Annotated in this window: 22 protein-coding genes and 1 pseudogene; 11 read left to right on the top strand and 12 right to left on the bottom strand. The window is 62.6% G+C overall.

The window, feature by feature from the left end:
* Nucleotides 1–38: 38 nt before the first annotated feature.
* Together M727_RS0103000 and M727_RS35720 are read left to right on the top strand one after the other, a co-directional pair.
* Nucleotides 39–1,670, top strand: a complete 1,632-nt coding sequence (locus M727_RS0103000) for a dipeptide ABC transporter ATP-binding protein (RefSeq protein WP_245268425.1) — start codon at nucleotides 39–41, stop codon at nucleotides 1,668–1,670.
* Nucleotides 1,671–1,677: 7 nt separating this feature from the next.
* Entirely contained in the window at nucleotides 1,678–2,430 is a 753-nt protein-coding gene (locus M727_RS35720; protein ID WP_198032586.1) for an MOSC domain-containing protein, read from the top strand.
* A gap of 169 nt (nucleotides 2,431–2,599) precedes the next feature.
* Here the strand turns inward: M727_RS35720 and M727_RS0102990 are convergent, their stop codons facing one another.
* From M727_RS0102990 to M727_RS41325, 3 genes are all read right to left on the bottom strand, one after another.
* Nucleotides 2,600–3,469, bottom strand: a complete 870-nt coding sequence (locus M727_RS0102990) for a hypothetical protein (RefSeq protein ID WP_027151417.1) — start codon at nucleotides 3,467–3,469, stop codon at nucleotides 2,600–2,602.
* 259 nt (nucleotides 3,470–3,728) lie between these two features.
* Nucleotides 3,729–4,184 carry a hypothetical protein gene (locus M727_RS0102985; RefSeq protein WP_027151416.1) on the bottom strand — a complete coding sequence of 152 codons (456 nt, stop codon included), beginning with the start codon at nucleotides 4,182–4,184 and terminating at the stop codon, nucleotides 3,729–3,731.
* A 56-nt stretch (nucleotides 4,185–4,240) separates the two neighbouring features.
* Nucleotides 4,241–4,444 (bottom strand): hypothetical protein, encoded by a 204-nt coding sequence (locus M727_RS41325; RefSeq protein ID WP_156941466.1) that lies wholly within the window; start codon nucleotides 4,442–4,444, stop codon nucleotides 4,241–4,243.
* Between the two features lie 321 nt (nucleotides 4,445–4,765).
* On the opposite strand from M727_RS41325, the gene M727_RS0102980 reads away from it, so the two are divergent.
* From M727_RS0102980 to M727_RS42905, 3 genes and pseudogenes are all read left to right on the top strand, one after another.
* Nucleotides 4,766–5,062, top strand: coding sequence for a hypothetical protein (locus M727_RS0102980; RefSeq protein ID WP_156941465.1), 297 nt, complete (start codon nucleotides 4,766–4,768; stop codon nucleotides 5,060–5,062).
* Between the two features lie 441 nt (nucleotides 5,063–5,503).
* Entirely contained in the window at nucleotides 5,504–6,466 is a 963-nt protein-coding gene (locus M727_RS0102975) for a hypothetical protein (RefSeq protein WP_027151414.1), read from the top strand.
* Nucleotides 6,467–6,899: 433 nt separating this feature from the next.
* Nucleotides 6,900–7,493: pseudogene (locus M727_RS42905) on the top strand (tyrosine-type recombinase/integrase).
* 687 nt (nucleotides 7,494–8,180) lie between these two features.
* Here M727_RS42905 and M727_RS0102965 read toward each other — a convergent pair.
* From M727_RS0102965 to M727_RS0102950, 4 genes are all read right to left on the bottom strand, one after another.
* A complete protein-coding gene (locus M727_RS0102965; protein WP_027151413.1) occupies nucleotides 8,181–8,363 on the bottom strand; it encodes a hypothetical protein in 183 nt (60 codons plus the stop codon).
* Nucleotides 8,364–8,463: 100 nt separating this feature from the next.
* The gene (locus M727_RS0102960; protein WP_027151412.1) at nucleotides 8,464–10,071 is read right to left on the bottom strand and encodes a hypothetical protein; all 1,608 of its coding nucleotides are present in this window, start codon (nucleotides 10,069–10,071) and stop codon (nucleotides 8,464–8,466) included.
* Between the two features lie 179 nt (nucleotides 10,072–10,250).
* Complete coding sequence (locus M727_RS41320; RefSeq protein WP_156941464.1) at nucleotides 10,251–10,415, bottom strand: hypothetical protein; 165 nt, start codon at nucleotides 10,413–10,415, stop codon at nucleotides 10,251–10,253.
* Nucleotides 10,416–10,463: 48 nt separating this feature from the next.
* Nucleotides 10,464–11,645 carry a hypothetical protein gene (locus tag M727_RS0102950; RefSeq protein WP_156941463.1) on the bottom strand — a complete coding sequence of 394 codons (1,182 nt, stop codon included), beginning with the start codon at nucleotides 11,643–11,645 and terminating at the stop codon, nucleotides 10,464–10,466.
* A gap of 132 nt (nucleotides 11,646–11,777) precedes the next feature.
* Between M727_RS0102950 and M727_RS0102945 the strand changes: the two genes are divergently transcribed.
* Entirely contained in the window at nucleotides 11,778–12,287 is a 510-nt protein-coding gene (locus M727_RS0102945) for a hypothetical protein (RefSeq protein WP_027151410.1), read from the top strand.
* Between the two features lie 676 nt (nucleotides 12,288–12,963).
* On the opposite strand, the gene M727_RS0102935 is transcribed toward M727_RS0102945, so the two are convergent.
* Both M727_RS0102935 and M727_RS0102930 read right to left on the bottom strand, forming a co-directional pair.
* Nucleotides 12,964–14,550: an ABC transporter substrate-binding protein gene (locus M727_RS0102935; protein ID WP_084646605.1), complete on the bottom strand. Its 1,587-nt coding sequence runs from the start codon at nucleotides 14,548–14,550 to the stop codon at nucleotides 12,964–12,966.
* Nucleotides 14,551–14,578: 28 nt separating this feature from the next.
* Entirely contained in the window at nucleotides 14,579–15,424 is an 846-nt protein-coding gene (locus M727_RS0102930; protein WP_027151407.1) for a hydrolase, read from the bottom strand.
* A 238-nt stretch (nucleotides 15,425–15,662) separates the two neighbouring features.
* On the opposite strand from M727_RS0102930, the gene M727_RS0102925 reads away from it, so the two are divergent.
* From M727_RS0102925 to M727_RS42900, 5 genes are all read left to right on the top strand, one after another.
* A complete protein-coding gene (locus M727_RS0102925) occupies nucleotides 15,663–16,163 on the top strand; it encodes a hypothetical protein (RefSeq protein WP_027151406.1) in 501 nt (166 codons plus the stop codon).
* Nucleotides 16,164–16,353: 190 nt separating this feature from the next.
* Nucleotides 16,354–17,268 carry an aldo/keto reductase gene (locus M727_RS0102920; protein ID WP_027151405.1) on the top strand — a complete coding sequence of 305 codons (915 nt, stop codon included), beginning with the start codon at nucleotides 16,354–16,356 and terminating at the stop codon, nucleotides 17,266–17,268.
* 160 nt (nucleotides 17,269–17,428) lie between these two features.
* Nucleotides 17,429–18,094: a DUF6064 family protein gene (locus M727_RS0102915; protein WP_027151404.1), complete on the top strand. Its 666-nt coding sequence runs from the start codon at nucleotides 17,429–17,431 to the stop codon at nucleotides 18,092–18,094.
* A 311-nt stretch (nucleotides 18,095–18,405) separates the two neighbouring features.
* Nucleotides 18,406–19,209, top strand: a complete 804-nt coding sequence (locus M727_RS35710) for an acetylserotonin O-methyltransferase (protein ID WP_245268396.1) — start codon at nucleotides 18,406–18,408, stop codon at nucleotides 19,207–19,209.
* Nucleotides 19,100–19,369, top strand: coding sequence for a methyltransferase (locus M727_RS42900; RefSeq protein WP_245268393.1), 270 nt, complete (start codon nucleotides 19,100–19,102; stop codon nucleotides 19,367–19,369). The genes M727_RS35710 and M727_RS42900 overlap by 110 nt, the downstream gene beginning before the upstream one ends.
* 386 nt (nucleotides 19,370–19,755) lie before the next feature.
* Here the strand turns inward: M727_RS42900 and M727_RS0102900 are convergent, their stop codons facing one another.
* The 3 genes from M727_RS0102900 to M727_RS0102890 are packed head-to-tail and all read right to left on the bottom strand — an operon-like array spanning nucleotide 19,756 to nucleotide 21,985.
* Nucleotides 19,756–20,397, bottom strand: a complete 642-nt coding sequence (locus tag M727_RS0102900) for a LysE family translocator (RefSeq protein WP_027151402.1) — start codon at nucleotides 20,395–20,397, stop codon at nucleotides 19,756–19,758.
* A gap of 23 nt (nucleotides 20,398–20,420) precedes the next feature.
* The gene (locus M727_RS0102895) at nucleotides 20,421–21,341 is read right to left on the bottom strand and encodes a dihydrodipicolinate synthase family protein (protein ID WP_027151401.1); all 921 of its coding nucleotides are present in this window, start codon (nucleotides 21,339–21,341) and stop codon (nucleotides 20,421–20,423) included.
* An 11-nt stretch (nucleotides 21,342–21,352) separates the two neighbouring features.
* Nucleotides 21,353–21,985, bottom strand: coding sequence for a LysE family translocator (locus M727_RS0102890; protein ID WP_027151400.1), 633 nt, complete (start codon nucleotides 21,983–21,985; stop codon nucleotides 21,353–21,355).
* Between the last annotated feature and the right edge of the window lie 111 nt (nucleotides 21,986–22,096).

Below are 22,096 nucleotides of genomic sequence, written 5' to 3'. Positions count from 1 at the left end.
CTGGAAACATGCTCGTGCCGACCGCGGACAACAACACGATGCTTTCAGTGCGCAACCTGTCGATCTCGGTCGGGCCATCGGGAAAGCGGATCGTCGACGGGCTGAATTTCGACCTCGCCCCCAGTGACATGCTGGCGCTGGTCGGCGAATCCGGTTCGGGCAAGACGATGGCGGCCCGCTCGATCGTGAGCTTGCTCCCTGCCCCGCTGGTCACGACGCCGGACAGCAGCATCCACTTCGAAGGACAAGAGCTCACCGGCCTCGCTCCAAAGGCGCTGCGCCGGATACGCGGTGCGCGGATCGGCATGGTTTTCCAGGAGCCGATGGTCTCGCTCAATCCCGCCGTCACCATCGGCGAGCAGATGGCGGAGGGTCTACGCCTGCATAGCGCCATGTCGCGCGCCGAGATAAAGGACCGCTCGCTGGCAATGCTGGAGAGGATCCAGATCAAGCATCCCGGCAAATGCCTTGCGGCCTATCCGCACGAATTCTCCGGCGGCATGCGCCAACGCATCATGCTCGCATCGGTCATGCTGCTCAAGCCGCGCCTGCTGATCGCCGACGAGCCGACCACCGCGCTCGACACGCTGGTGCAGCGCGACGTGCTTGACCTGATGGTCGAGCTGACGCGGGAGAACGGAACCGCCGTCCTGCTGATCAGCCACGACCTCGGCATGGTGTCGCACTATGTGAACAACGTGACGGTGATGTGCGAAGGCAAGGCGGTCGAACAGGGAAGCAGCACCCAGGTGCTTCACGCACCGCAGCACGATTACACGAAGCGGTTGGTGGATGCGCTTCCCAAGCGCAGCGCCGGCGGATCGAGAAAAACCGTCGACGGCCCGCCCCTGGTCGAGATCAGCAGTGTCGTCATCGACTATCCGGGCCGTCCCAGGCTGTTTGGGCGCGCGCCGCCGAAGCGCGCCGTCGACGGCGTCGACCTGACCATCCGGCGCGGCGAAACCCTGGCGCTGGTCGGCGCGTCGGGCTCCGGCAAGACGACCCTCGGGCGCGCTATTGTCGGTCTCGTCAGGCCGGCCAGTGGAACGATCTCGTTTCTTGGCACGGCGATTGCAAACGATCGATCCGCTGACGCGCGTGCGCAGCGTCGTGGCATGCAGATCGTCTTCCAGGACCCCTATTCGTCGCTCGACCCTCGTGAGTCGATTGCCGAGATCATCACCGAGCCGCTGAAGCTCGACACCGAATTGGACCGCAAGCGGCGGACCGCGCGCATGGATGAGGTCATCGAGGAAGTGGGGCTGACGCGCGACCTTCTCGAGCGTTTCCCGCATCAGCTTTCGGGCGGCCAGCGCCAGCGCGTCGCGATCGCCCGGGCGATCGTCAGGCGACCGGCCTTCGTCGTCGCCGACGAGCCGGTCTCGGCGCTCGACATGACGGTGCAGAAACAGATCCTGCTTCTGATCCGGTCGTTGCAGGAACGCCACGGGTTCACCTGCCTGTTCGTCTCGCATGATCTGGGTGCGGTGGAGCAGGTTGCCGATCGGGTCGCCGTCATGCAGGACGGAAGGATTGTCGAGATCGGCGACCGCGACGACGTCTTCGATCGACCGCGCCACGCCTACACACGCGCCCTTCTCGATGCCGCGATGCTGATCGATCGCCATTTCGCCGATGGCGCGAGCGCACGCAAGGCAGTGGCTCGATGAGGACGGCATGGCTCGTCGCCGCATCATGACAGCGTTTGGCCGTATCAAGGAGATCTGGCGATACCCCATCAGTTCGATGGGCGGCGAACGGCTGGACGGGACCGAGCTTGCGCAGGGCGGGATTCCGGGCGATCGGATCTGGGGCATCATCGACCGGCGCGACGGCACTGTTGCCGCGCCGGAGAAGCGAAAACACTGGCGACCGCTGCTCAACCTTGTTGCAAGGCTGAAGGGTGACCGGCCGGAAATCGGCTTGGACGGCTCCTGGATCGATGCCGGCTCCAGCCTCGCAGGCGAGCTGGTTTCGGCCTTCCTCGATTTCCCGGCGGCGCTGCACCCACATGTCCGCTTCGGCTCGGGGGCCCGGGATCATATCGCGCCACGCTATCAGCGCGCCGACATCCACATCGTCACGTCAGCCTCGATGAACAGGCTCGCCGGCCTGCTTGAGGATCCTTCGCACGTGGATTCCAGGCGGTTCCGGCCCAACATCGTGATCGAAACCGACGCTTCGTGGGAGGGTTTCGTCGAGCAGCAGATCATCGGGAAAGTGCTGTCGATCGGGAAGGCGCGGATCGTGATCTCGGAACCGTGCGCGCGCTGCAGCTTCACGGCTCTGGCGCAAGGCGATCTCGCCTTCGAGCCGGCAGTGCTGCAAACCATAGCGCGCCATGGCGAAGGCGGCTTCGGCGCGCTCTGCCAAATCATCGAACCGGGCAAGATCAGGCTGGGCGACCAGGTCACCTTGAACGAAGCCTGACCTTTATCAAGCTTTCGACGCCGGACGGCGGCACGTCGTGACGATAGTGGTGAACATTCAACGCTTGGTGCCGGGGGCGAATACAGCTCACGACCACTTTTCTCCCCTCCGCGGGAGAGTCCGAAGTGGAAGTGGTGACCCAAAGCGGACCGAGGGCGCTTCGGCTAGATCAGGCGGTCCGCCCCGCGATGATCGCCACTACGGCGACCGCCGACGAGGTCGCTTCGAGGCACAGTGCCGCCAGCTGACGCGTCGCTGTCCTACGGTGTTGAAGATGCACCGCAAGGTCCAGCGAAGCCTTGATGTGCGCCCGGACCTCCCTGTTGTTTCCGCCCGGCATCTCGTGATGCAGCCACGCATCGAGCAGCCTGCGCGCGTCGGTACGGCCGATCTGGGTGCCCTTCTCGTCGACGAGCGGATGCACCGCAGGATCGTGCGCAGCCTGACCGAGCGAGATCAGTATCTCGCGGCAGGTCAGCCCGACCCCTTGCCAGTCTTCCTCAGCGGATGCCCTGTCGAACAGCACCCTTGCCTTGCCAATCTGGCGGTCCACAAGCTCCCACCCGGTCGGCTCTCGCTCGCCAACCGGGCTGGGATTGTGGACCCGGCCCACGGCGGCCGCGACGGGCCCGGCGAACAGCTTCCGGATGTATTCCCGCCGCTCGGCATAGCTGCCCCAGTTCTGCTCCTTCCAGAAATGGTACCAGTCCCAGAGCGACCCGTGCGGATTCTCGTACTTGATGCCCGCGCCGGAACACCCGTCGACCAGACGGACCTGTCTTGCGATGTAGTAGTCGTCCACTTCCTGGATCTGCTGTTTGCCAGTCCCCACGGCGATCATCATCTCCCGGTGGATGATGAGGTCTGGGAGGAGCGTGGCAGGCCCGGCCATGGGGTCGCCTGCCTGCTTGATGATGATGTCGGTGGGAGGATGGCCTTCCTGGCTGCCGCGCTTGCTGAGAGCAGCCTCGGCGATCCGCTTGCGGTCATAGTCTGGAAGTCTGGACAGCGCTTCGGCGAAGGGCTGCGGAGCGCACAAGGACGAGGGTCTTCCGGCCTCCAAAATCCCCACTTGTAACCCCGATCTCGACGCGCGCGTGCAGGAGCAGCGCCGACAGGTCGCCGCGCCTCAGGCTATCGAGGAAGGCCCTCGCGGTGTCTCCATCCGAATCTGTGTGCGTCATGCCTCAGGAAAGGCCCGCATGCGTGTGTAAGCAAGCCCATGCTGCTACCATCCACTGCACGACCGTTTCGAACCACCAAGCCACCCATTTCCACCATGGGCGATCTGGCTGTAGTCAGACCTTCTTCACCGGGGGCATTTTTAGAGCCTTCTTCACCGGCGCCCTTCTGAGAGCCTTCTTCACCGGGGCTTTCAGCTTCAGCTTGCGCTCGGTCTCCTTGCCCGCCGCCCGGTCGCCCGCCGTCTTCCACGTGCTGCTGTCGATTAGGAACGAGCGCCTGATGGGCACGTCCTCGCAGCCGTCGATCTCGTTCAGCGTGGCGATCAGGCTGTCGGCCTGCTGTTTTGGCAGCCACGGATTGATGTAGATGCGGTCGATCCATTCCAACGGGCAGTCAATGTAGATCGCACCCTGCTGATCGGCGTTCGTCTCGATGACGATCCGCAATTCGTCCTCATCAGTGAAGCCGACACGCTTAAGGAACGGCAGACGCATGATGTCGGCGGGGCCAATTTTTCTTACCTCAGGCAGTTCGAGATACTCGACTTCGCCAAACCGCACGTTCGTCACGGGATCAGCAGGTTTCTTTCTGGCGACTTCAAGGTACTCCTCCAGCGGCGCGCGCCTCAGGACGATGCATGCCCCGCCCGAGCCCCCCGTGAAGACACGCCAATGATGGTACGTTCAGGGCACATCGCCGCGCATAGGCCGTAGAGGCTTTTAGCTCCCCGGTGCTCCTGATACAGTTCCATGAAGTAGCGGTCGTTGCGGTCGTCCCATTGCTTGGGGTTCAGGATCGCCATCTGCCGGCGCCGCAGAACATCGATCACGCCCGATCGATGTGTACCGATAGATGACTGCGTCTTCGTCGTTCTCGTTGCGCTTTACCAACTGCCCCTCCATATCGCTTTAAAAACCGCAATACCATGACGCTGGCACGGATGCTTGTGCTTCCAACGCACGTCGGAGCGGCATTTCGGCAAACGTCGCTTTCGCATTGCATCTGCCGAATTCTTCCGTATCCTACATGCGCGCAAGTGAGCATAAGGTGGCGCCTGGCGCGTTGATTGGCCACCACACTAAGAACCACCGTCGGGATGGCGACCGATAGGCTGATGCAAGAGTACGCCACTCCAACAAGGAATTTTGTCATGAATTCCCATGCCACTATTGCGTCCCTGCCAGTTGCTGGGGCCGACCGATTTTTGCTCATCGAGGCTGTGAACGCTGCGTTCGAAAGGGTTATTGAACGGATTGAACCGGTAAATGAGGAACTGACGCGAGAAATTTGGGATGCCGGCCAGTACATCGACAACCACGCGTTCGAGACAGGCATGTTGCCGATGTCACGAGACGAAGCCGTGTATTACGCCGAGGTCTTTTTGATGCAGCATGTCGTTCAGTTGGCGGTCGAGGCGGACAAAATCGCTGCCGAACCTCGGTCTTGAGTTCGGCATTGGGGGGTCGGAAGGAAGGGATGCAATGAGCCCTTTTGCGGCGTCTACCACAGCCGCTATTTGATCGTTTCGAAGCGCGATATTCGTGACAGGCCGGCAACGTCCGGAAGTGGCGCGACCGAGCCGGCCGGCGCATCGGCTCGGATTATACCGCAATGGAGCGTTCTACGTCTCAATCGGGTGGAGTTTACCGTACAGCGTCGCTGTCGGAACGATTTTATCGCGCCGATATCCTGTCGTTCGAGGCGCCTCTCCGGAGCGGACCGAAGTTCGTTTCGGCGTGAACCGTTCTGTCAATGCAATTGCGGGTTGTAACTGAGTGCGCGGTTTGAACTTATGCTGCATTGCGGTAGTTGGAACGACGCTTTACCGTGACGCCGGGTGCGGGATTGGGAAATGGTCATGGAAGCCATGTCTGCATAAGGAAATTAAATGCTTGATGCGCCAAAGTCCAAGCCGAAAGACCTCGAAGCCATCGCTCGCACAGGTGGACCACTTCGCCGGATGGCGGCCCGCATACCGACCTATCTGACGGATCTGCGGGAGAACCCCGCATGGCTGCCGATGTTCCTGCTGGCGCGTACGATGCCATTTCGCCGGGCGCATTGGCTCACCGCCAAGCCGGTCAAGACCCTGAAAACGGCATCGTCGATGTTTGGCGAGATCAAGGCGGACGACGTTGCTGCGGAACTGAAAAAAACCGGCATTTTCACCGGCCTTACACTACCTGACACAGTCCAAAAGGAAATCGCGCGCTTTGCGCGTGAAACGCCGTGCTTTGGCAATTTTGAGCGAAAACTGGAATTTCTCGCCGAAGAGCACGACGAAGCCGAACGGCGCTTCGGCCGTACGATATTGAGTGGTCACCATTACGAACGGGTTCTCCAATGCGAGGCCGCGGTTGCGGTGCAGCAAGACCCGTTGCTCTTGAATGTGGCAAAGCACTATCTCGGCGGTGAAGCAAAATTGATCACCACCCGGACGTGGTGGAGTTTCCCGACAAAATCCGCATCTGAAGCCGATCTAAGCCGAGCATCGTTCAAGTTCCATTTCGATCTCGATGATTGGCGAATGCTGAAGTTCTTCTTCTATCTGTCCGATGTCGATGCGGATGCCGGTCCGCATGTTTACGTGTGCGGCAGTCACAATCGCCGGCGCATGAAGCACCAACTGACGCTGCTCGTGGGACATGCGGAGGAGGAGGTCTTGGAGTTCTACGGAGAGGAGAGCGCCATCACGTTGACTGGCAAGGCAGGATACGGTTTTGTCGAGGACCCTTTCGGCTTCCATATGGGAACGTTGGCCAAGCAAACTCCGCGGCTGATGATGGAGGTCGGATTTGGCGTATCGAAACCGTCAAAGCGCCGCTATCACGGCGAGCCAGTCATACGATAAACTGTCTTTGCATGTCGCGATCCCGGCCCGGCCCTGGGCCGGCGACCCCTTTTTGACCGTGGCGGCTGTTTTGCAGCGCCAGAAAACCCTCAGTCGTGTTCAGTCGTTCGACGCTCATTTCGGGCGTTCTGCGGCTCAGGTGCTTGAACCGTAGGGTCTTCGCCGATGTCGGCTTGGGGTCGGGTTTCCCGTTGATCCCGCTTAGATCAAGGGTCCGCAACGGGTCGACTGAAGCCGTAGCGCGAACGGCAGCTATGGAGAAGCGCCAGGAAGGTCCGGCAATTGGCGCTTCCTGCGCCGATTGCGGTGCTTATCGCGCGAGCCGAAATCAGCAACCTGTTGAACGTACCCCTATAATCGGCTCCAGAGGCGCTACAATGCGCGAGCTCGCATCGGGCGCTGCGGCTGTGGAGGGCGGCATGGGAGAAGGACCATGCCTAGTTGGAACCGAGGCCACATCGTTGGCCAGAAGCCTCCGCTTAAGCCACGAGAGGTCTGGAGCATCCGGGCGCGACTGCAGGTGGCAGATGCGGAACGCGATCTTGCGCTGTTCAATCTCGCCGTCGACAGCAAGCTACGGGGTTGCGACCTTGTCACCATCACCGTCGGAGACGTTGCCCTTTCCGGTAGCGTGCGTGTGATCGGGCGGTGATCGTACAGAAGAAAACAGGACGGCCAGTTCGAGGTCACGGAGCAAACGCGCGCGGCCGTCGGCGCATGGATCGCGCGCCGCCGCCTCGCCGAAACGGATTTCCTGTTCCCGAGCCGCGTCCGGGCCAGACCGCACATGTCGACGAGGCAGTATGGAAGGATCGTCGACAAATGGGTTTCCAGTATCGGTCTCGACCCGAAGCGATACGGAACACACTCGATGAGACGGACCAAGGCATCACAAATCTACAAGAAGACGGGCAACATCCGCGCCGTCCAGCTGCTACTCGGTCACACGAAGCTGGAGAGCACCGTCCGCTACCTCGGGATAGAGGTCGATGACGCGCTGGCGATTTCCGAGCAAGTCGAACTATAGGCGACGCGGGGCGACGCTCACGAAGCGTCGCTCCGTGACCCGAAGGCGACCTCCGGAGCCGAATTCTCTTCTTGAGAGACGACATTGGCCGCAACAAGTACTTGTGTCGGAGCTTCCCGAGCTCATCTTATGCCGGATAACGGACTTTCGACCGCCCGCAACATTGGCCGCAATAAAGCGTTCAGACTGATTCAGTCTCGGTAAGATCATACCGTGGACACGGTCCTTGCTTCCCCTGACGCTATCCGCGATTAGCCCTCATTCATCACTGGTAGCGCGCGGTCCAGATCGGTGAGCCGGCGAACTCTACGGGGCCAGTGTTCCCGCCACCACCATGCTGCCAGCCAAATGGCCGCGACAGCTACGATCGCAGTGAAAGAGCGCGCAATCCATCGCTCAGCGTGAGGGAGCGTGAGCAACACCGTCGATGCGAACACGCCAACCATTCCGATCGCAGGTAGAGATACTAGTACAGTGGATATCGCCGCCCAGACTTTTCCTGATCCGGTTTCAATGCGTGCAAACCCTCCTCCGGAGGCAAGCCGCGCGGCAACCTCACGCACGAACTGCGGATAGCTTCGAGACGCCGCCGCCACATCCGCTGGATCACGTTGCGGAAACAGGCGGAGGGGCTGAGGTTCGCCTTGCAGATACAGCCGCAATTCCGGCCGGCGCGAAAGCTTCCCCCTAGATCGTTCCTGCACGCAGTCCGGAGATCCGGGCGAATGGGATCGGTTGGTCGCCGCCATCAGCGCCGATGAGCCCGACAACATCGGCGGTCAGGACCACTGCGACGGTATCGCCGCGCAGCCCGCGCCGCTTGAGCTGACCAGTAGAAGCCGCGATGAAGCTCGGCCCAAACTTTGACATCACGAAACCCCCGCACGATTCAGCCTGCAGATTCGACGCTCTCCATGGCCTGCTCGGCGTGACCGTTGTCATCGCCCGATGAGAGATCACTGACCGCAGCTCATGGCATCACACGGTCCAATTCCGTCCCGTCGGCGAGCCAGGTGAGCCGGCCGCCGCGCATTCCGTGCTCCACCCGTATTTCCAGCATCACCTGCCCCTCCGGCGGCCGAACCCACGGGTTCCCGCGCGAAAACGTCAACCTGGATATATATCCATCGCGCAGGCCCACCGCCTCAAACGTGCGCGAGACGAGGTCGAAAATCACTTCCGCGCTGTAGCCATCGAGCGCATCCAGCGTGAACCACGTCCCATCCACCCCGCCATGGCGTCCGCCTCCAATGGACGACACGGAGATTTCGTGCGCGGTGATGCTGAATTCCCGCGACAGCGTCGGGTCGCCCCCGTCGACGGCACGGGCCCTGCCGCCTTGGGGATCGAGCACGATCTCGCGGAAGGGATGGCGGACCGGAAAGGTGGAAACGAGGCGATCGATCACGTCGCGCAGGTTGGCGGGCGTCCACCAGTCCACTGCCGGGCGTCGGCCGGGGGGAAGGATGACCCGCAGAATCTCGCCGGCGGGGCTTGCTACGACCTGCCATGCCTCGCCCTCGGTCCGCGTGATCCAGTTTCCCTGCTTCGCCGGGTTGCCGACAGTGAGCGTCCAGACAAGCCGCGGCGCGCCGATGCCGGTGATCGGACGGTTTGCCGTGATCTTCAGCACCTGCGTGCCGGGCTCGTTCACCTTCTCCAGCGCCGCCGCCTTGAGCGCGGGCAGCATGCCGAAGTCGATATCGGTGAAGGCGAACACATCCTCGGTCGGCGGCCGCATCGTGGCGGGCATCTCCATGAGCGGCGCGTTGACGCTCAGGCCGTTCAGCGTCCAGCGCATGCCCGTCGTCTGGCTGGGGCTCTGCGGCTCCATGTAGCTCACGTCGATATCCCGAGGCTCGATCTCGACCCGAAGGATGCTGCGGTGGGTGCCGAAGAAGGCGAGGTCCTGCGCCGCCATCGGCAGATGCCAGTCGTCCCGCGCCATGTCGAGGCTGCGGGCGCGAAAGGTTCCCGAGACATCCGCCGTGTGGATGCTGCCGTCCATGTTGAGGTAAACGTAGGAGCTTTCGCGCCCGGTGTTCCAGTGGACCATGATCCGCGCCTCGCCCACGCGGGTGCCGCCCACGAGCAAGAGTTGCCGCTCGATCCGAATGGACTGAGGAAGTGCTCGCTCTTCAAGCATGGCGCGGGGCGAGATCCGCTCGATCAGTGCGGGCAGGTCGTCGAGCGGCAGGCCGTCTAGTGGAAAAAAGACGGTTGTCGGGTCGAGCGTCGAGACGAGCGGCTGGGCGATCTCCGGGCCGCGGATCTGCGTCGTCACGCCCATGATCAAGCCGCGGCCGCGCATCCAGGTCCACTGGTCGAGATGATGGGGGCGCGCGCCTTGCACATGCACGGTCATCTCGGAGCCCCGGATATCCACCAGCGCGACCCGCGGCTCGCGCCCGATGCGCTCGGCGACGGCTTTCAACGCCTCGGCGGCAAGGCCCGGAGTGTCGAACAGCGGGGTCGGAGCGGGGCGGTTCTGGGCGCTGGCGGGATGCGCGCCGAGAAGAAGGATGAAAAACAGGGCGACAAGCCGATGGGAAAATCGGGCGTGCATCTGCTCTGGCATCGGAACTCCCATTGCCTGATCCTGGCGTAGAGCTTAGCGCCGGTGGGGTTTGTTGACAACGACGGTGAAAGTAGCCGGCGGAGCACGATGCTGAATGATTCCCCGTATCGCGCCGAAGAGCGACGAAGCAGGCCAGCGGAATGTGTCAGTTCCTCAGATACTGAGGCACGCCATACCCGTTAGTATCCGAGCTGGCGCATCTTGCTGCCGCGCAGGCCGACGGCGAAGCCGATGCCGGCGGCAATGCCGATCCCCAGCCCCGCCAGGGCATAATACAGGCAGAACACCGCGCCTGCGGCCAGGCCGGCGATGCCGCCCGCCGCAATCCACAAACTCGTCTTCATGTGCTGCCGTCCGTCGGCATCCCGTTCACCGAGGGCGCCCCACTGCAGCTACTCTTCCAGTTCGTCCGCAACCTTCCAGATCGCCCATGCCTTGCGGGACGGATTTTCGATGGCCTTGACCAATTGCATGGCCTCCTGTCCGCGGATATATTCTCCGGCAGCCGGGGCAAATCCCGTTTTTATCGATGCACTGACCATCAGCCTGGTGAGCCGTTGCCGATGGAACTCGTCGGGCTCTACCTTGATCGCCTGTTCGAGCAGCGCAAACACCTCCGTCCGGCCCGAGGAGGCGGCAATCTGCGCAAAATATGATCCCTTATCCGAAGGCAGCGCGTCGCGCGCAAGCGCTGCCTCGCGCGCAAGCTCCACCGCACCTTGCCAGTCGCCCGACTTGGCCAGGGCGACAAGCACGTGCTCGCGAAGATAATTCAGGTGATCTTCGTCCAGTCCGGGCAATTTCTCCAACACCGCATGCGCCTGCTCCAGATCGCCGAGCGCGGCAGCCACTCTGGCTCGGCTGGATAAAACGTGGGGTTCATCACCCGTGAAAACCGAAAGCAGCGGACGCGCTTCCTGCGCCCGGCCGCGATAGTGGAGCTCGTCGATCACATTGGCCGCGATGCCATTTCGCATTTCCGGATCATCGACGTCGTTTATTATGCGCAGGGCCCGGTCCATCCTGCCGGCGCGGGCATGACCCAGGGCATGGAACCGCGCCACCATTGATGAATCCAGCGGCGCTTCCCTCAGGGCGACGATCGCGGGAATCTCCTGCTCGCGATCCAGCTCGACCAGAAGCGTGGCGATTCCGTAGGCATAATAGCCGACGGACTCGCCACTGCCGGCCAGAAAGGCAGGCAGTTCCGCCGTCCGGCCGGCTCTGACCAGGGCATAGACGAGTTCCGAACCGCGTTGAAGTCGCCATCCTTTCGTATCCTGTCCGCCAGCACGAGCGCGACGTCCAGACGCCATCCTGGCGGCGGTCTCGACGATCCTGCGAAGGGGCGCGCTCACGCCCGGCTCAGCCGGTACTGCCAGGGCAGCCTCGACGGCCATGTCGAGCACACACGATTTGGTGGGCCGCGCCTCGCATATGAGGCTTGCCACGCCGCTCTGTGCGTAGGCGCTCTGTGCGAGGAGCATCCACCCGAGGATCAGCAAATACCGCATGGACGCAAGCCCCCGGATGTTTCGATCAGCAATATCATCACCGGCGTGCACCGAATTCAAGTCGGCCTCCCCAATCCCCTCTTCTGGCGCTCCCGGCTGGCTGCGCCGGCGCATCTGGACGGAATGCGCTCCACTCGATTGTCGACGGCGAGGGCTCTGCTATCATGGCGCCTGAAGCAATGGGAGGGCTTGATGGACCTGCCGGCATATCTGTCCGCCCTTGCAATGCTCCTGGCCGGAGGCGCGGCCGCCGAGCCGGGGCCGCCGCCGGCTCGGCCGGCGGTTCCTTTCGTCAAGCACGGCGATGTCGATTGCGACTGGATGATGCACGACCCCAGCGAAAGATGGATCCGCGGCTCGATTGGCCAGGGCGACGAAGACCCGGTCATAAGCCTGGTCGACACCGCCTTCGATTCGTGGAGCGACAGCGAAGAGCACGCGATCGAAGTTTCCGCCGGAAATCCAGCGCGCAGAGTCCCCGCAACCGCTTGGGCCGGCAACGCCGGCGGCCAGGCGCCGGGATCGATCGGCTTCTATATGAACGCGGACCTGGGCAAGCTGATCGGCGGGGCGACGTCGCTGCAGATCTGGAACGGCGGCAAACCGGTGCTGAACCTTGCGTTTGCCGACACGCCCTCGGTCGGGGAGCTTGATGCCTGCGTGCGCCCGCCCGGCTGGGACGAACATAGCGATTCGGAATAGGAAATCGCGCGCAACGGGCGGATCGAAGGGGAGTGACGGCATGGCTGTGGAACTGCTCGACGGCACGATGGAGCCTGCGAGCCGGCTCGGCGCAAGGGCAAGTACGTGATGTTCAAGGAGCTGCGGATCCGTGACCGAAATGGCCGCGAGCGCGCGCTCGGCAAGGTTTGCTGTGGCGGCGACGTTGGCGATGCGGTGGCGAAGGGCGGGGCGGGGCGCTTCTACTTATCTAGCGGCGGCGGCCAGACCGGCATCCACGGCGCCCGCATGGACGACGGCCGAAGCGCTTATGCCCATTACAACAATATGGAGATGATCGTCCTGCTTGGCATCGCCGCGGGCGCGGCGGTGTTGGTGTTCGGGATGCTCTCCGAAGGCATCATGATCACACCGGTGGTAATCGGCGTGCTGCTGATCGGCGGCTATTTCTACCTGCGCAGCATCCGCATGACCGGCAAGAGGCAATATGACGAAGATTTAAGGAACGGATCCCAGCGGTTCCGCTCTAATGTCCGCATCGGGTTGACTCCGGCGCTACGCAAATGTCCGCTGTTGAGAAGCGCCCTGAATGTCGCGAAATGGCGCTGGTTGCTCGTTCTAATTGCGAAGGTACCTTCAATCGAAAGATCGGAGAGCAACACGCCTCCGATCTTTCGGCGACAGATGAACCGCCGGCCTATTCGCTTTTCCAGACACCCCATACATGGGGGTTTGCCGCGGGCCATACCGAATAGCCCTTTACTTTCGGCGACACGGCATCGAGGGACGGCTCGTAATAGAGGCCAAGGATCGGCACATCCTTTGCCATGAGTGCATGGAGCTGCTTGAACAGTGCCTTGCGTTGCCCGGCGTCGGTCGTGGCCATCGACTTCGTGTAGAGATCGAGGGCCTCCTTGCTGTCCCACTGCGCCGTCGGGTCGGTCGCCTTGTCGCCAAGGATGACGCCATACATCAGCGACGGATCGAGACGAGCCGAATAGCCAAAGGACTGGATCTGAAATTTGCCGACAAGGTAATTGTCGAGCTGTGCCGCCCAATCCAGCACTTCGAGCTGGGCATTGAAGCCCGCGGCCGTCAGCATCGCCTGCAGCAGCACGGCGTTCTCGTACATGCCCTGGTAGCGGGTGTTGGTCTGGATCTTGATCGGCTCGCCCTTGTAACCGGCTTCGTCCAGCAGGGCCTTGGCCTTGGCCGGGTCGTATTCCGGCCATTTGAGGAAGTCGTCGTCGAAGAACGAGCTCGCCTGGGCGACGGCCGAGGGACCTCCCGTGGCGGCACCACTGGTGCTGGCGGCGGCGATCTGGTTGATGTCGGCGGCATGCGCCAGCGCCTCGCGTATTTTGACGTTCGACAGCAGCGGGTCCTTGGTCTGCAGCAGGATCACCGTCCACGACAGGCCTTGCGTCGACAGCACCGTCATGCCGCGCGACTTGGCTTCCTCGGCACGCGATGATTCAAGATCGGGCAGCACATCGAGTTCGCCGGCAAACAGCGCGGTTTCCGCCGCCGCCGTGTCGGGGATGACCATGAAGCGCACCTCGTCGACATAAGCCTCACGGCTGCCGGCAAAGCCGCTCGGCGCCTCCTTCACCGGCTTGTAGTCGGCAAAGCGCTCAAGCACCAAATACTGGCCCTTGACCCATTCCTTCAGCGTGAACGGGCCGCTGCCGATGGCGGAATCGGCGAGCCACTTGCCGTCGGCGCCGACATTCTTCGGGCTGGCGACCCAGCCATTGCATTGGACACTGGCGAGTTGCGCCAGAAAGAGCGCATTCGGCGCCTTGAGCGTGAAGACCACGGTGCGTGGATCAGGCGTCGCCACTTGCTCGACCTTGAGGCCCTGGCTGCCGTCGAAGAAGGGAATGCAGAACCACTGATTGGCCGGGTCCATGCGGCGGTCCCAGTTCCATTTGACGTCGGACGAGGTCACGGCGTCGCCATTGTGGAAAACCGCGCCGTCGCGCAACGTGAAAGCATAGGTCTTGCCGTCGTCCGATACTGTCCAGGATTCGGCCAATGCCGGGCCCACCGTGAGATCGGCGCGATAAGCCACCAGCGTCTCAAAGATATGGTGCAGCACAGTGTCGGTGTTTGCGTCGCGATTGAGACCGTCGGTGGCGCGGATGTCTGCGTTGATGCGGACCTTGAGCGTGCCGCCGGTTTTCGGCTGCTCCTGCGCCATCGCCGGCAGTGCACAAATCATCACCGCGATTGTCGCCAGCACCTGAAACAATCGTCTTCCCATCATCAATCCTGTTCCCATTTTTTATCTCCAGTTTGACCGCAGTTTTTCAGGCGGGCGCGGCATTCAATGTCCGCGCAAAGAACTCCTTGACCTTGGCGATGAGCGCGCCGTCGTTGTGAGCGATGCCAGGCACGACATCCAACTGCACCTCGACGCCATGTCTCTCCAGGCTGCCCTTCAACGATCTGATCCGGTCGTTGCGGGTCGCGCCGGCGAGATCGGCGCCGGGCATCCACCAGTCATCCTCCGGCTTGATGGTGATCTCCCAGGTTTGGAGATCGTCACCACCGATCACCATCTGCACGGCGACCTTGCGCATGGCGTCGAGGTCGATGGCCTTGCCGAACACTTTCTCGAAGTCGCGCACCCCGACCCAGAAATCGTGATCGAAGTCGAGCAGGGTCACGACGCCCGGCGCACCGATCGATGCCGCCAGCAGACGTTCGGGATGGAGGAACAGGAAACGATGGGTGAAATGGCCGCCGCCGGAGAAGCCGTACATCAGCACGCGGTCGCCACTGATGCGATAGCGCTCGCGCATCTCCTCGACCATGTCGAGCAGCACGGCATCGTAATGGAGGTCGCCCTGGCGCAGCATCTTGTAAGAGGAAAGATCGCCCGGAAAACAGACATTCGCCGGGAACAGCGGGGCGAGCACGATCACGCCGTTCTGTTCGGCGAAGTCGGCGAAGGCGTCCCGGTAGGCGAGCATGCCGCGCTCGGTGCCATGCACGATCACCGCCAGCGGATAGGTCTTGTCGCTGTCCTCGTCATAGTCGTCGGGGACATAGGCGCAATAAGGGAAGCGCTGGTCGAAGCGGGAGGCGTACACCGTCGTGTGCCCGAAATCGTAATAGGACAGGCGCTTGCCATGTCCGCTGACGTTGCGCATCGAATTTTCCCTGATCTCAATTTCATTGTTTCATCATTTTGTGTGACTGAAAAGCATTTGTTTATCCACATCGTCAGGAAAGTACGTATTTTACATCGCGTAACGCCTGACATCATTGGGCAAGCATGAGCAGCTATCCGGGCCGTCGCGCGTCAAGTCCAGCCGAGCGGCACGACCAACGACATCGTGAAGCTGTGCAGGTTGACTCGGTTGTCTGCTCGCCTAACTTCGCGGTCACATGATATTTTCCCGCATCCGCAAGCTTGTCCCTCTTGTTCTCCTGGCCGGCAGTTCGATCGTGTCCTCCTGCGTCGCCCCTGACGACACGTCGAACCACCCGAAGGAAGACGCCACAACGGCGGCAGCCCGCAAAGAGATGGTCGGTCTCAGCGAGGCGGACGTTCGAATGTGCGCCGGCTTCCCGACTGCCACCGCTGATGCGGGGGGAAGCCAGATCTGGACCTATCAGCGTACCGTTCAACGCGGCAATCTCAACGTGGTGATTCCAACCTTGGCCGTGGGCGCGATCCCGACGGTTGGAGGATCGCTCAATGTCGATCCCGGCGGCTATTGCAACACGCAAATCCGAATGGTCGACGGCCGTGTTGCCGAGGTTGCCTACGCCGGCGACAACAACACGCCGAACCACCGCGATGCGCTCTGCGTCAGCACGGTAGACGGCTGCGTGGCATATGCCCGCCAGCGCCATCAAGTCAGGACAGGTGCCATTTCCAGGTAATCGGGTTCCAGCTAATCGGGCGGGCTGGCGCAACCCAGGCCCTGCAGCATTCGTTCCTGTTTCAGGCAGACGTTCCATATCCGGACCGTTGCCAGAGACGACCGCCGGCTCCCCGCCGATCGGCCCGGTCGGCCGGAACGATTCTTGGGGTCGGGAGTACAAGAGGTCGAAAGGACAGGGATGGCAGACGATGATCATCACCCGCAGGACATTCGTGAAGGCTGCCGCCGCTTCCGGCGCGGCTCTGGCGTTGCCGGCAGCCGCGCCCGGCGCGCCGCCCGCGCCGGCGATGCGCGCCGTGCCCTCCTCGGGAGAAATGCTTCCCGCTGTCGGCCTGGGCACCTGGATCACCTTCAATGTCGGCGACGATCCGGTGCTGCGCGACGAGTGCGCCGAGGTGATGGCTGCCTTCTTCGCGGCAGGCGGCCGCATGATCGATTCCTCGTCGATGTACGGCTCCTCGCAGCCGGTGATCGGCTACGGCCTCGAAAAGCTCGGCCGGCCCGAAGCGCTGTTTTCCGCCGAGAAGGTCTGGACCTCCTCCGCCGACGGACCCGCGCAGATCGAGCAGTCGCGCCGCTTCTGGGGTGTGCCGCGCTTCGACCTCGTTCAGGTCCATAACCTCGTCGCCTGGGAGACGCATCTCGAAACCATGTTCGCCATGAAGGCGGACGGGCGGATCCGCTATGTCGGCATCACGACGTCCGAAGGACGGCGGCACGATTTGTTCGAACAGATCATGCGCGCGCATCCGCTCGACTTCGTGCAGCTCACCTATAACGTCGTCGACCGCGAGGCGGAGGAACGGCTGCTGCCGCTGGCGGCCGAGCGCGGCATGGCTGTCATCGTCAACCGGCCGTTTCGGCAAGGCGCGCTGACGCGTCAGCTCCAGGGCGAGACGCTGCCGGACTGGACGGCCGAGATCGGTGCCGGGAGCTGGGCGCAGTTCATACTGAAATTCATCGTTTCGCATCCCGCCGTCACCGTCGCCATCCCCGCCACCACCCGCGTCGACCACGTGCGCGAGAACCTGTTGGCGGCGACCGGTCCCCTCCCCGACACGGCCATGCGCGAGCGGATGGCGGCTTACGTCCGGGACCTCTAAGCAGGCATTCGTGGGCTGGCCCACGAATGCCTGCTTGGATTCTGTTGTTTGTCGCAGCTTCTTGTCGCAAAACCGTCGGACACTTTTGCGGAACCTGCTTAGATGTTTGTCGCAGGTTCTTGTCGCAAAACCGTCGGACACTTTTGCGGAACCTGCTTGGATGTCGGAATGGTGGACCTACCGGCTGGAGGATTTCCTGCTCTTCTCGCCGCGCGTCTACTGGCGCATGTTCGAGTTGGCCAATGCCGCGTTCTGGCCGCTGCATCTCCTGACGCTCGCCGCCGGCCTCGCCATTGTCCTGCTCGTGCTTGGGCAGCCGCGTCGCCATGGTCTGCGGATTGCGCTCATCCTCGCCGCGCTCTTTGCCTTCGTCGGCTGGTCCTTGCTGTGGAGCCGCTATGCCGCGATCAACTGGGCGATCGCCTATGTCGCGCCGGCCTTCGGCCTGCAGGCGCTGCTGCTGGCGATCAGCGGTGCCGCGCGCGGCGGCCTCGCCTTTGACCGGCGGGACATCGCAGGGCGGCTCGGGCTGCTGATCGCGGTCGCTGGCCTCGTCGTCTATCCCCTGCTGCCGCCGTTCTTCGGGCGGCCATGGGCGAGCGCCGAGGTCTTCGGCATCGCGCCGGACCCGACGGCGATCGCAGCGCTCGGCGTCCTGCTTGCCGCGAGCGGCGGGCTTGTGCCGCTGCTGTTGGCGATCCCGCTGCTGTGGCTGCTGCTCAGCGGCCTGACGCTCCATGCCATGGGCGATCCGCAAGCCTGGCTGCCGCTTCTGGCAGCGGCCACCATTTTCGCTGCCTTGACCCTGCGCCGTATCGCCCGGTGATGCCGGCACGATCGAGAAAGCCAGCCGGCTCGGGCCAGATGATACAAGTTTCAGATGTAACCGAATTTTCTCCTTCTGAAATCCTAGCGTAACGCCGCACCGCCAGATTCGCACTTCAGCAGACCGCAGCCACAGTTCGCCGAGCGGATTGTCACAAGCCAGCCGGTTGCGCCAGTCGGTTGCAGTCGTGACTTGCTCTGAAAGAGGAGATGATCATGGCCAGTCAACTTTCGCGGACAGCGCCTCCGGCCAAAGATGCAACCGTCCAACCGATTGCCGTCACGCCGGAGCTTCCTTCCGCCGTCCCGCTGATGGCGCTTTCGACCGGTTTCTGGGCCTTCAAGACCTTGGCCGCTGCGCATGAGTTGGACCTGTTCAGCCGCCTTGCCGGCGGCGCCGGCACCACGGTTGCGGAGCTGGCGGAAGCGCTCGGCCTGCACCAACGCCCGGCCGAGATGCTGTTGACCGGCTGCGCTGCACTCGGGCTCCTGGAGAAAACCGGCGGCCGCTATCGCAACACGCCGTTAAGCGAAACCTATCTCGTGCGCGGAAGACCGTATTACTTCGGCGGCTTTGTGCAGATGCTCGACAAGCGGCTCTATCCCGGCTGGGGCAGGCTTACCGAGGCGCTGCGCACGAACCGGCCGACCACGTGGGACCCGGCTGTGCGATCCTCGGCGTTCGACGGCGAAGATCCGATGATGCTGGCGCTGTTCTGGGAGGCGATGCATTCGGTCTCCACGATGACCGCGCGCAAGCTCGGCGAAGCCCTGGATTTCGGACATTTCCGCCGCCTCCTCGACATCGGCGGCGGATCGGGGGCGTACGACATCGAGCTTTGCAAACAGTATGGGGCGCTGCGTGCGACCGTGTTCGACTTGCCGCATGTGGCCGCGATCGCCGCGGGAAAGATTGCCGAGGCCGGTTTGACCGACCGGATCGAGACCGCAGGCGGCAACTTCTTCGAGCAGCTTCCCCGGGGGTCACGATTTGCATCTCCTGTCGATGATCCTGCACGATTGGGACGAGGCGAAGAATCGCGCACTGCTGCGCCGGTCGTTCGGGGCTTTGCCGAGCGGCGGCGCAGTCGTCATCAGCGAGCTTCTCGTCAATGACGAAAAGACCGGACCGGCGCCGGCGGCGCTGATGAGCCTCAACATGCTGATCGAGACGGAAGGACGAAACTACACGCAGGCCGAATATTCGGCGTGGCTCGAGGATTCCGGCACATCGAGACGGTCTGGTTCGAGGCACCCGGCGCGAACGGCGCCGTGATCGGCCGCAAGCCGTAAGGCGCAAAACGCAGTGGAATAGGCGACCCGCAGTTCAACCCTGCCGACAATGATGATGGAGGCCGAAATGGCTCACACGCAAACTCGCGTCAATCTTCACCGTCTGCTTGGACTTGTGCTGAAAACCACAGCAACCGCAATCGCGGCTCTCAAGACTTGGCAACGGACCGTCTCAAGACGTCGGGCAATCGCTGGTTTGACGCCCGATCGGTTGCGGGACATCGGTCATGCCGAGGCGCCCGCGCCTGTGCTTGAGGTCAAAGCGGGTCTGGTCACGAACCTGATAGCGATGAGGTAAGCGAGTTCAGCCGTCATCGCAGGTCCCGCCAGGCCAGCGGCCGTCATGCATTTTTGCTCCTTCTCACAAGCTCAGGCAACTGGGCGCTTTGCCAGCAGCAGCCCACATCCAAGCATGATCATGGCGCCGCCCGAGCCTTCACGAAGACGGCGAACGAGATTCCCACGCGACGCCGCGCCATCGCGAAGCCTTCCGGCTGCAAACGCCACGACGATATCGGCGAGCGTGTTGAGGGCAACCGAGATGGCGCCGAGGATCAGGAACTGCAGAACGACGTGATCCGACGATGTATCGACAAACTGCGGAATGAAGGCGAGGAAGAATGCGGCCGTCTTCGGGTTCATCACTTCGACAAGAACGCCATCCCTGAAGGCCCGCATCGTGCCGACGGGCGGCTCCGAATGACTCAACGACTTGTAGTCGAGCCTGGCATGGCGAATGGTTCGGTATCCCATCCAGACCAGATAGAGCGCGCCGACCAGCTTGAGCGCCGTGAACAATTCGGCGCTTGCCAGCACGATCGCCGAGACGCCAAGGCTGCCGGCGACGACATGAAACAGCCCGCCGAGACCGTTGCCAAGGCTCGAAGCGATTCCTTCCGAGCGACCGCCGGAAAGGGTTCGGGCGGCGACATAAAAAATCCCCGGACCCGGGGTAATCGCCAGCAGGAATGCCGTGAACAGGTAGACGGTGAAGGCGTTGGAATCCAGCATGGAAATGTCCTGACGAAGTCTGTCTATCGAGCTTGCATACAACCAGCGGAGAAAACCGCATCGAGATGGTCGAGAGCGGCGGCGACGCGCTGCTCTGCCTGGTCCTTCAACGGGAGGACGGGGCGTGGCGGATCGACGTCGCAGAGGTTCAGAAGCCTGGCGACGACATACATCACCCTGAAACTGCCGAATTCCTTGAAGAGCGCCCAAAGCGGTCCGAAGGCGGCGTCAAGTCGCTCGACGGCCGCAGCGTCCCCGGCTTGCGCGGCTCGCGTCAGGGCCAGGGCCGGTGACGGCAGAAGTCCTGCGACGACGGAATACCAGGCGTCGCTCCCGGCGAGCAGCGCAGGCGCGCCGCCCCAGTCGCCGCTGTAGCCGATCCTGAATGCCGACCCGGTCGCAGACCGGAGGGAGGCAAGTTCGGACGCGAAGTCACCACCGGACGGCAAAGGCATCTTCACGGCTTCGATGTTCGCCACCTTCGACAAGCGGGAAATGAGGTCCAGGCTGAAGGTGAACCTGGTCGTGCCGGGATTGTTGTAGATGCAAAGCGGGAGTTGCCCCGCGTCGGCGACTGCGGTGAAGTGTTCGAAGACCTCGTCGTCGACAAGCGGCGTATAGGAAACCGGAGCGAGAAGCAGGCCGTCGGCGCCGGCAGCCTTCGCATCACGGGCAAGGTCCACCGCATCGCTGGTCCGGATCGCTCCGACGCCGACCATAACCGGGATTTTGCCGCCGACCGTGTCCATTGCCGTTTCGACCGCCCGTCGACGCTCTTGTCGCGTGAGGAAAGCGTAGGCGCCGGTACTGCCGAGCAGTCCGATGGAGTCCGCTCTCGCCTCCTCGATGTTCTTCAGAAGGCGCGCGAGGGCGGCGGTGTCGAGCCTGCCGGAAGCGTCCGCCGGGGTGATCGGGAATGCTGAAAGGCCTTGGAAGAGTGACATGAAGGAACCTTTCAGATGCGGGTCAGGAGAAGCTTTAGCCCGGCAAATCCGAAGAATACCGCCAGCGTGCCTTCGATCCAGCGCCGCGCCCGCCGATACAGGGCGATCATGGGAGCGGTCGAAAAGACGATCGCGTAGCCACAGAAGATGGTGACGCTCAGCACCGCGCAGCCCGCGAGGATTACCAGAACCGTATGCGACGACGACCCGGGCCCGAGTCCCAGCGTCATCAGCGCGATCCATGCCAGGATCGATTTCGGATTGGTGAGATGCATCAGCAGTCCGCGCTGGTAGAGAGTGGCCGCCGTCGCCTTCCGTTCGTTGGTCGGGCGAAGCTGATCCTTGTCTGAAGAAAGCGCAGCCTTGCCTGCTTTGAAGGCGAGATAGAGAAGATACAGGCCTCCAACCAGCTGCAGGACCACGAGTGCCTGCGCGTATCGACTGAGGATCGCCGAGACACCTGTCGCCGCCATCAGGCCCCAAAAGATCGAGCCACTGACGACGCCGGACGCGATTGCCAGTGCGGCCCCGCGGCCGTCGTTCATGGCGACGGCCATGATGCGCATATTGCTCGGCCCGGGACTGCCGGCAGCAATGACGTAGGCGGTAAAGACGATGATGAATTGGTGGAGGTCGGCCAGCATTTTACTTCTCGGGAGGTGCAATCTGGCGTCATCAATACAAGCACAACTGGCCCTGCCCTAGAACCAGTTTTGAATAAAAAGTTCTGGTCCAGTTTCCCTCAAGCCTTTGCC

The sequence above is a fragment of the Mesorhizobium sp. WSM2561 genome, assembly GCF_000513915.1.
GTDB classification, from domain to species: Bacteria; Pseudomonadota; Alphaproteobacteria; order Rhizobiales; family Rhizobiaceae; genus Mesorhizobium; species Mesorhizobium muleiense.
This window is presented reverse-complemented; position numbering and strand designations above follow the sequence as displayed.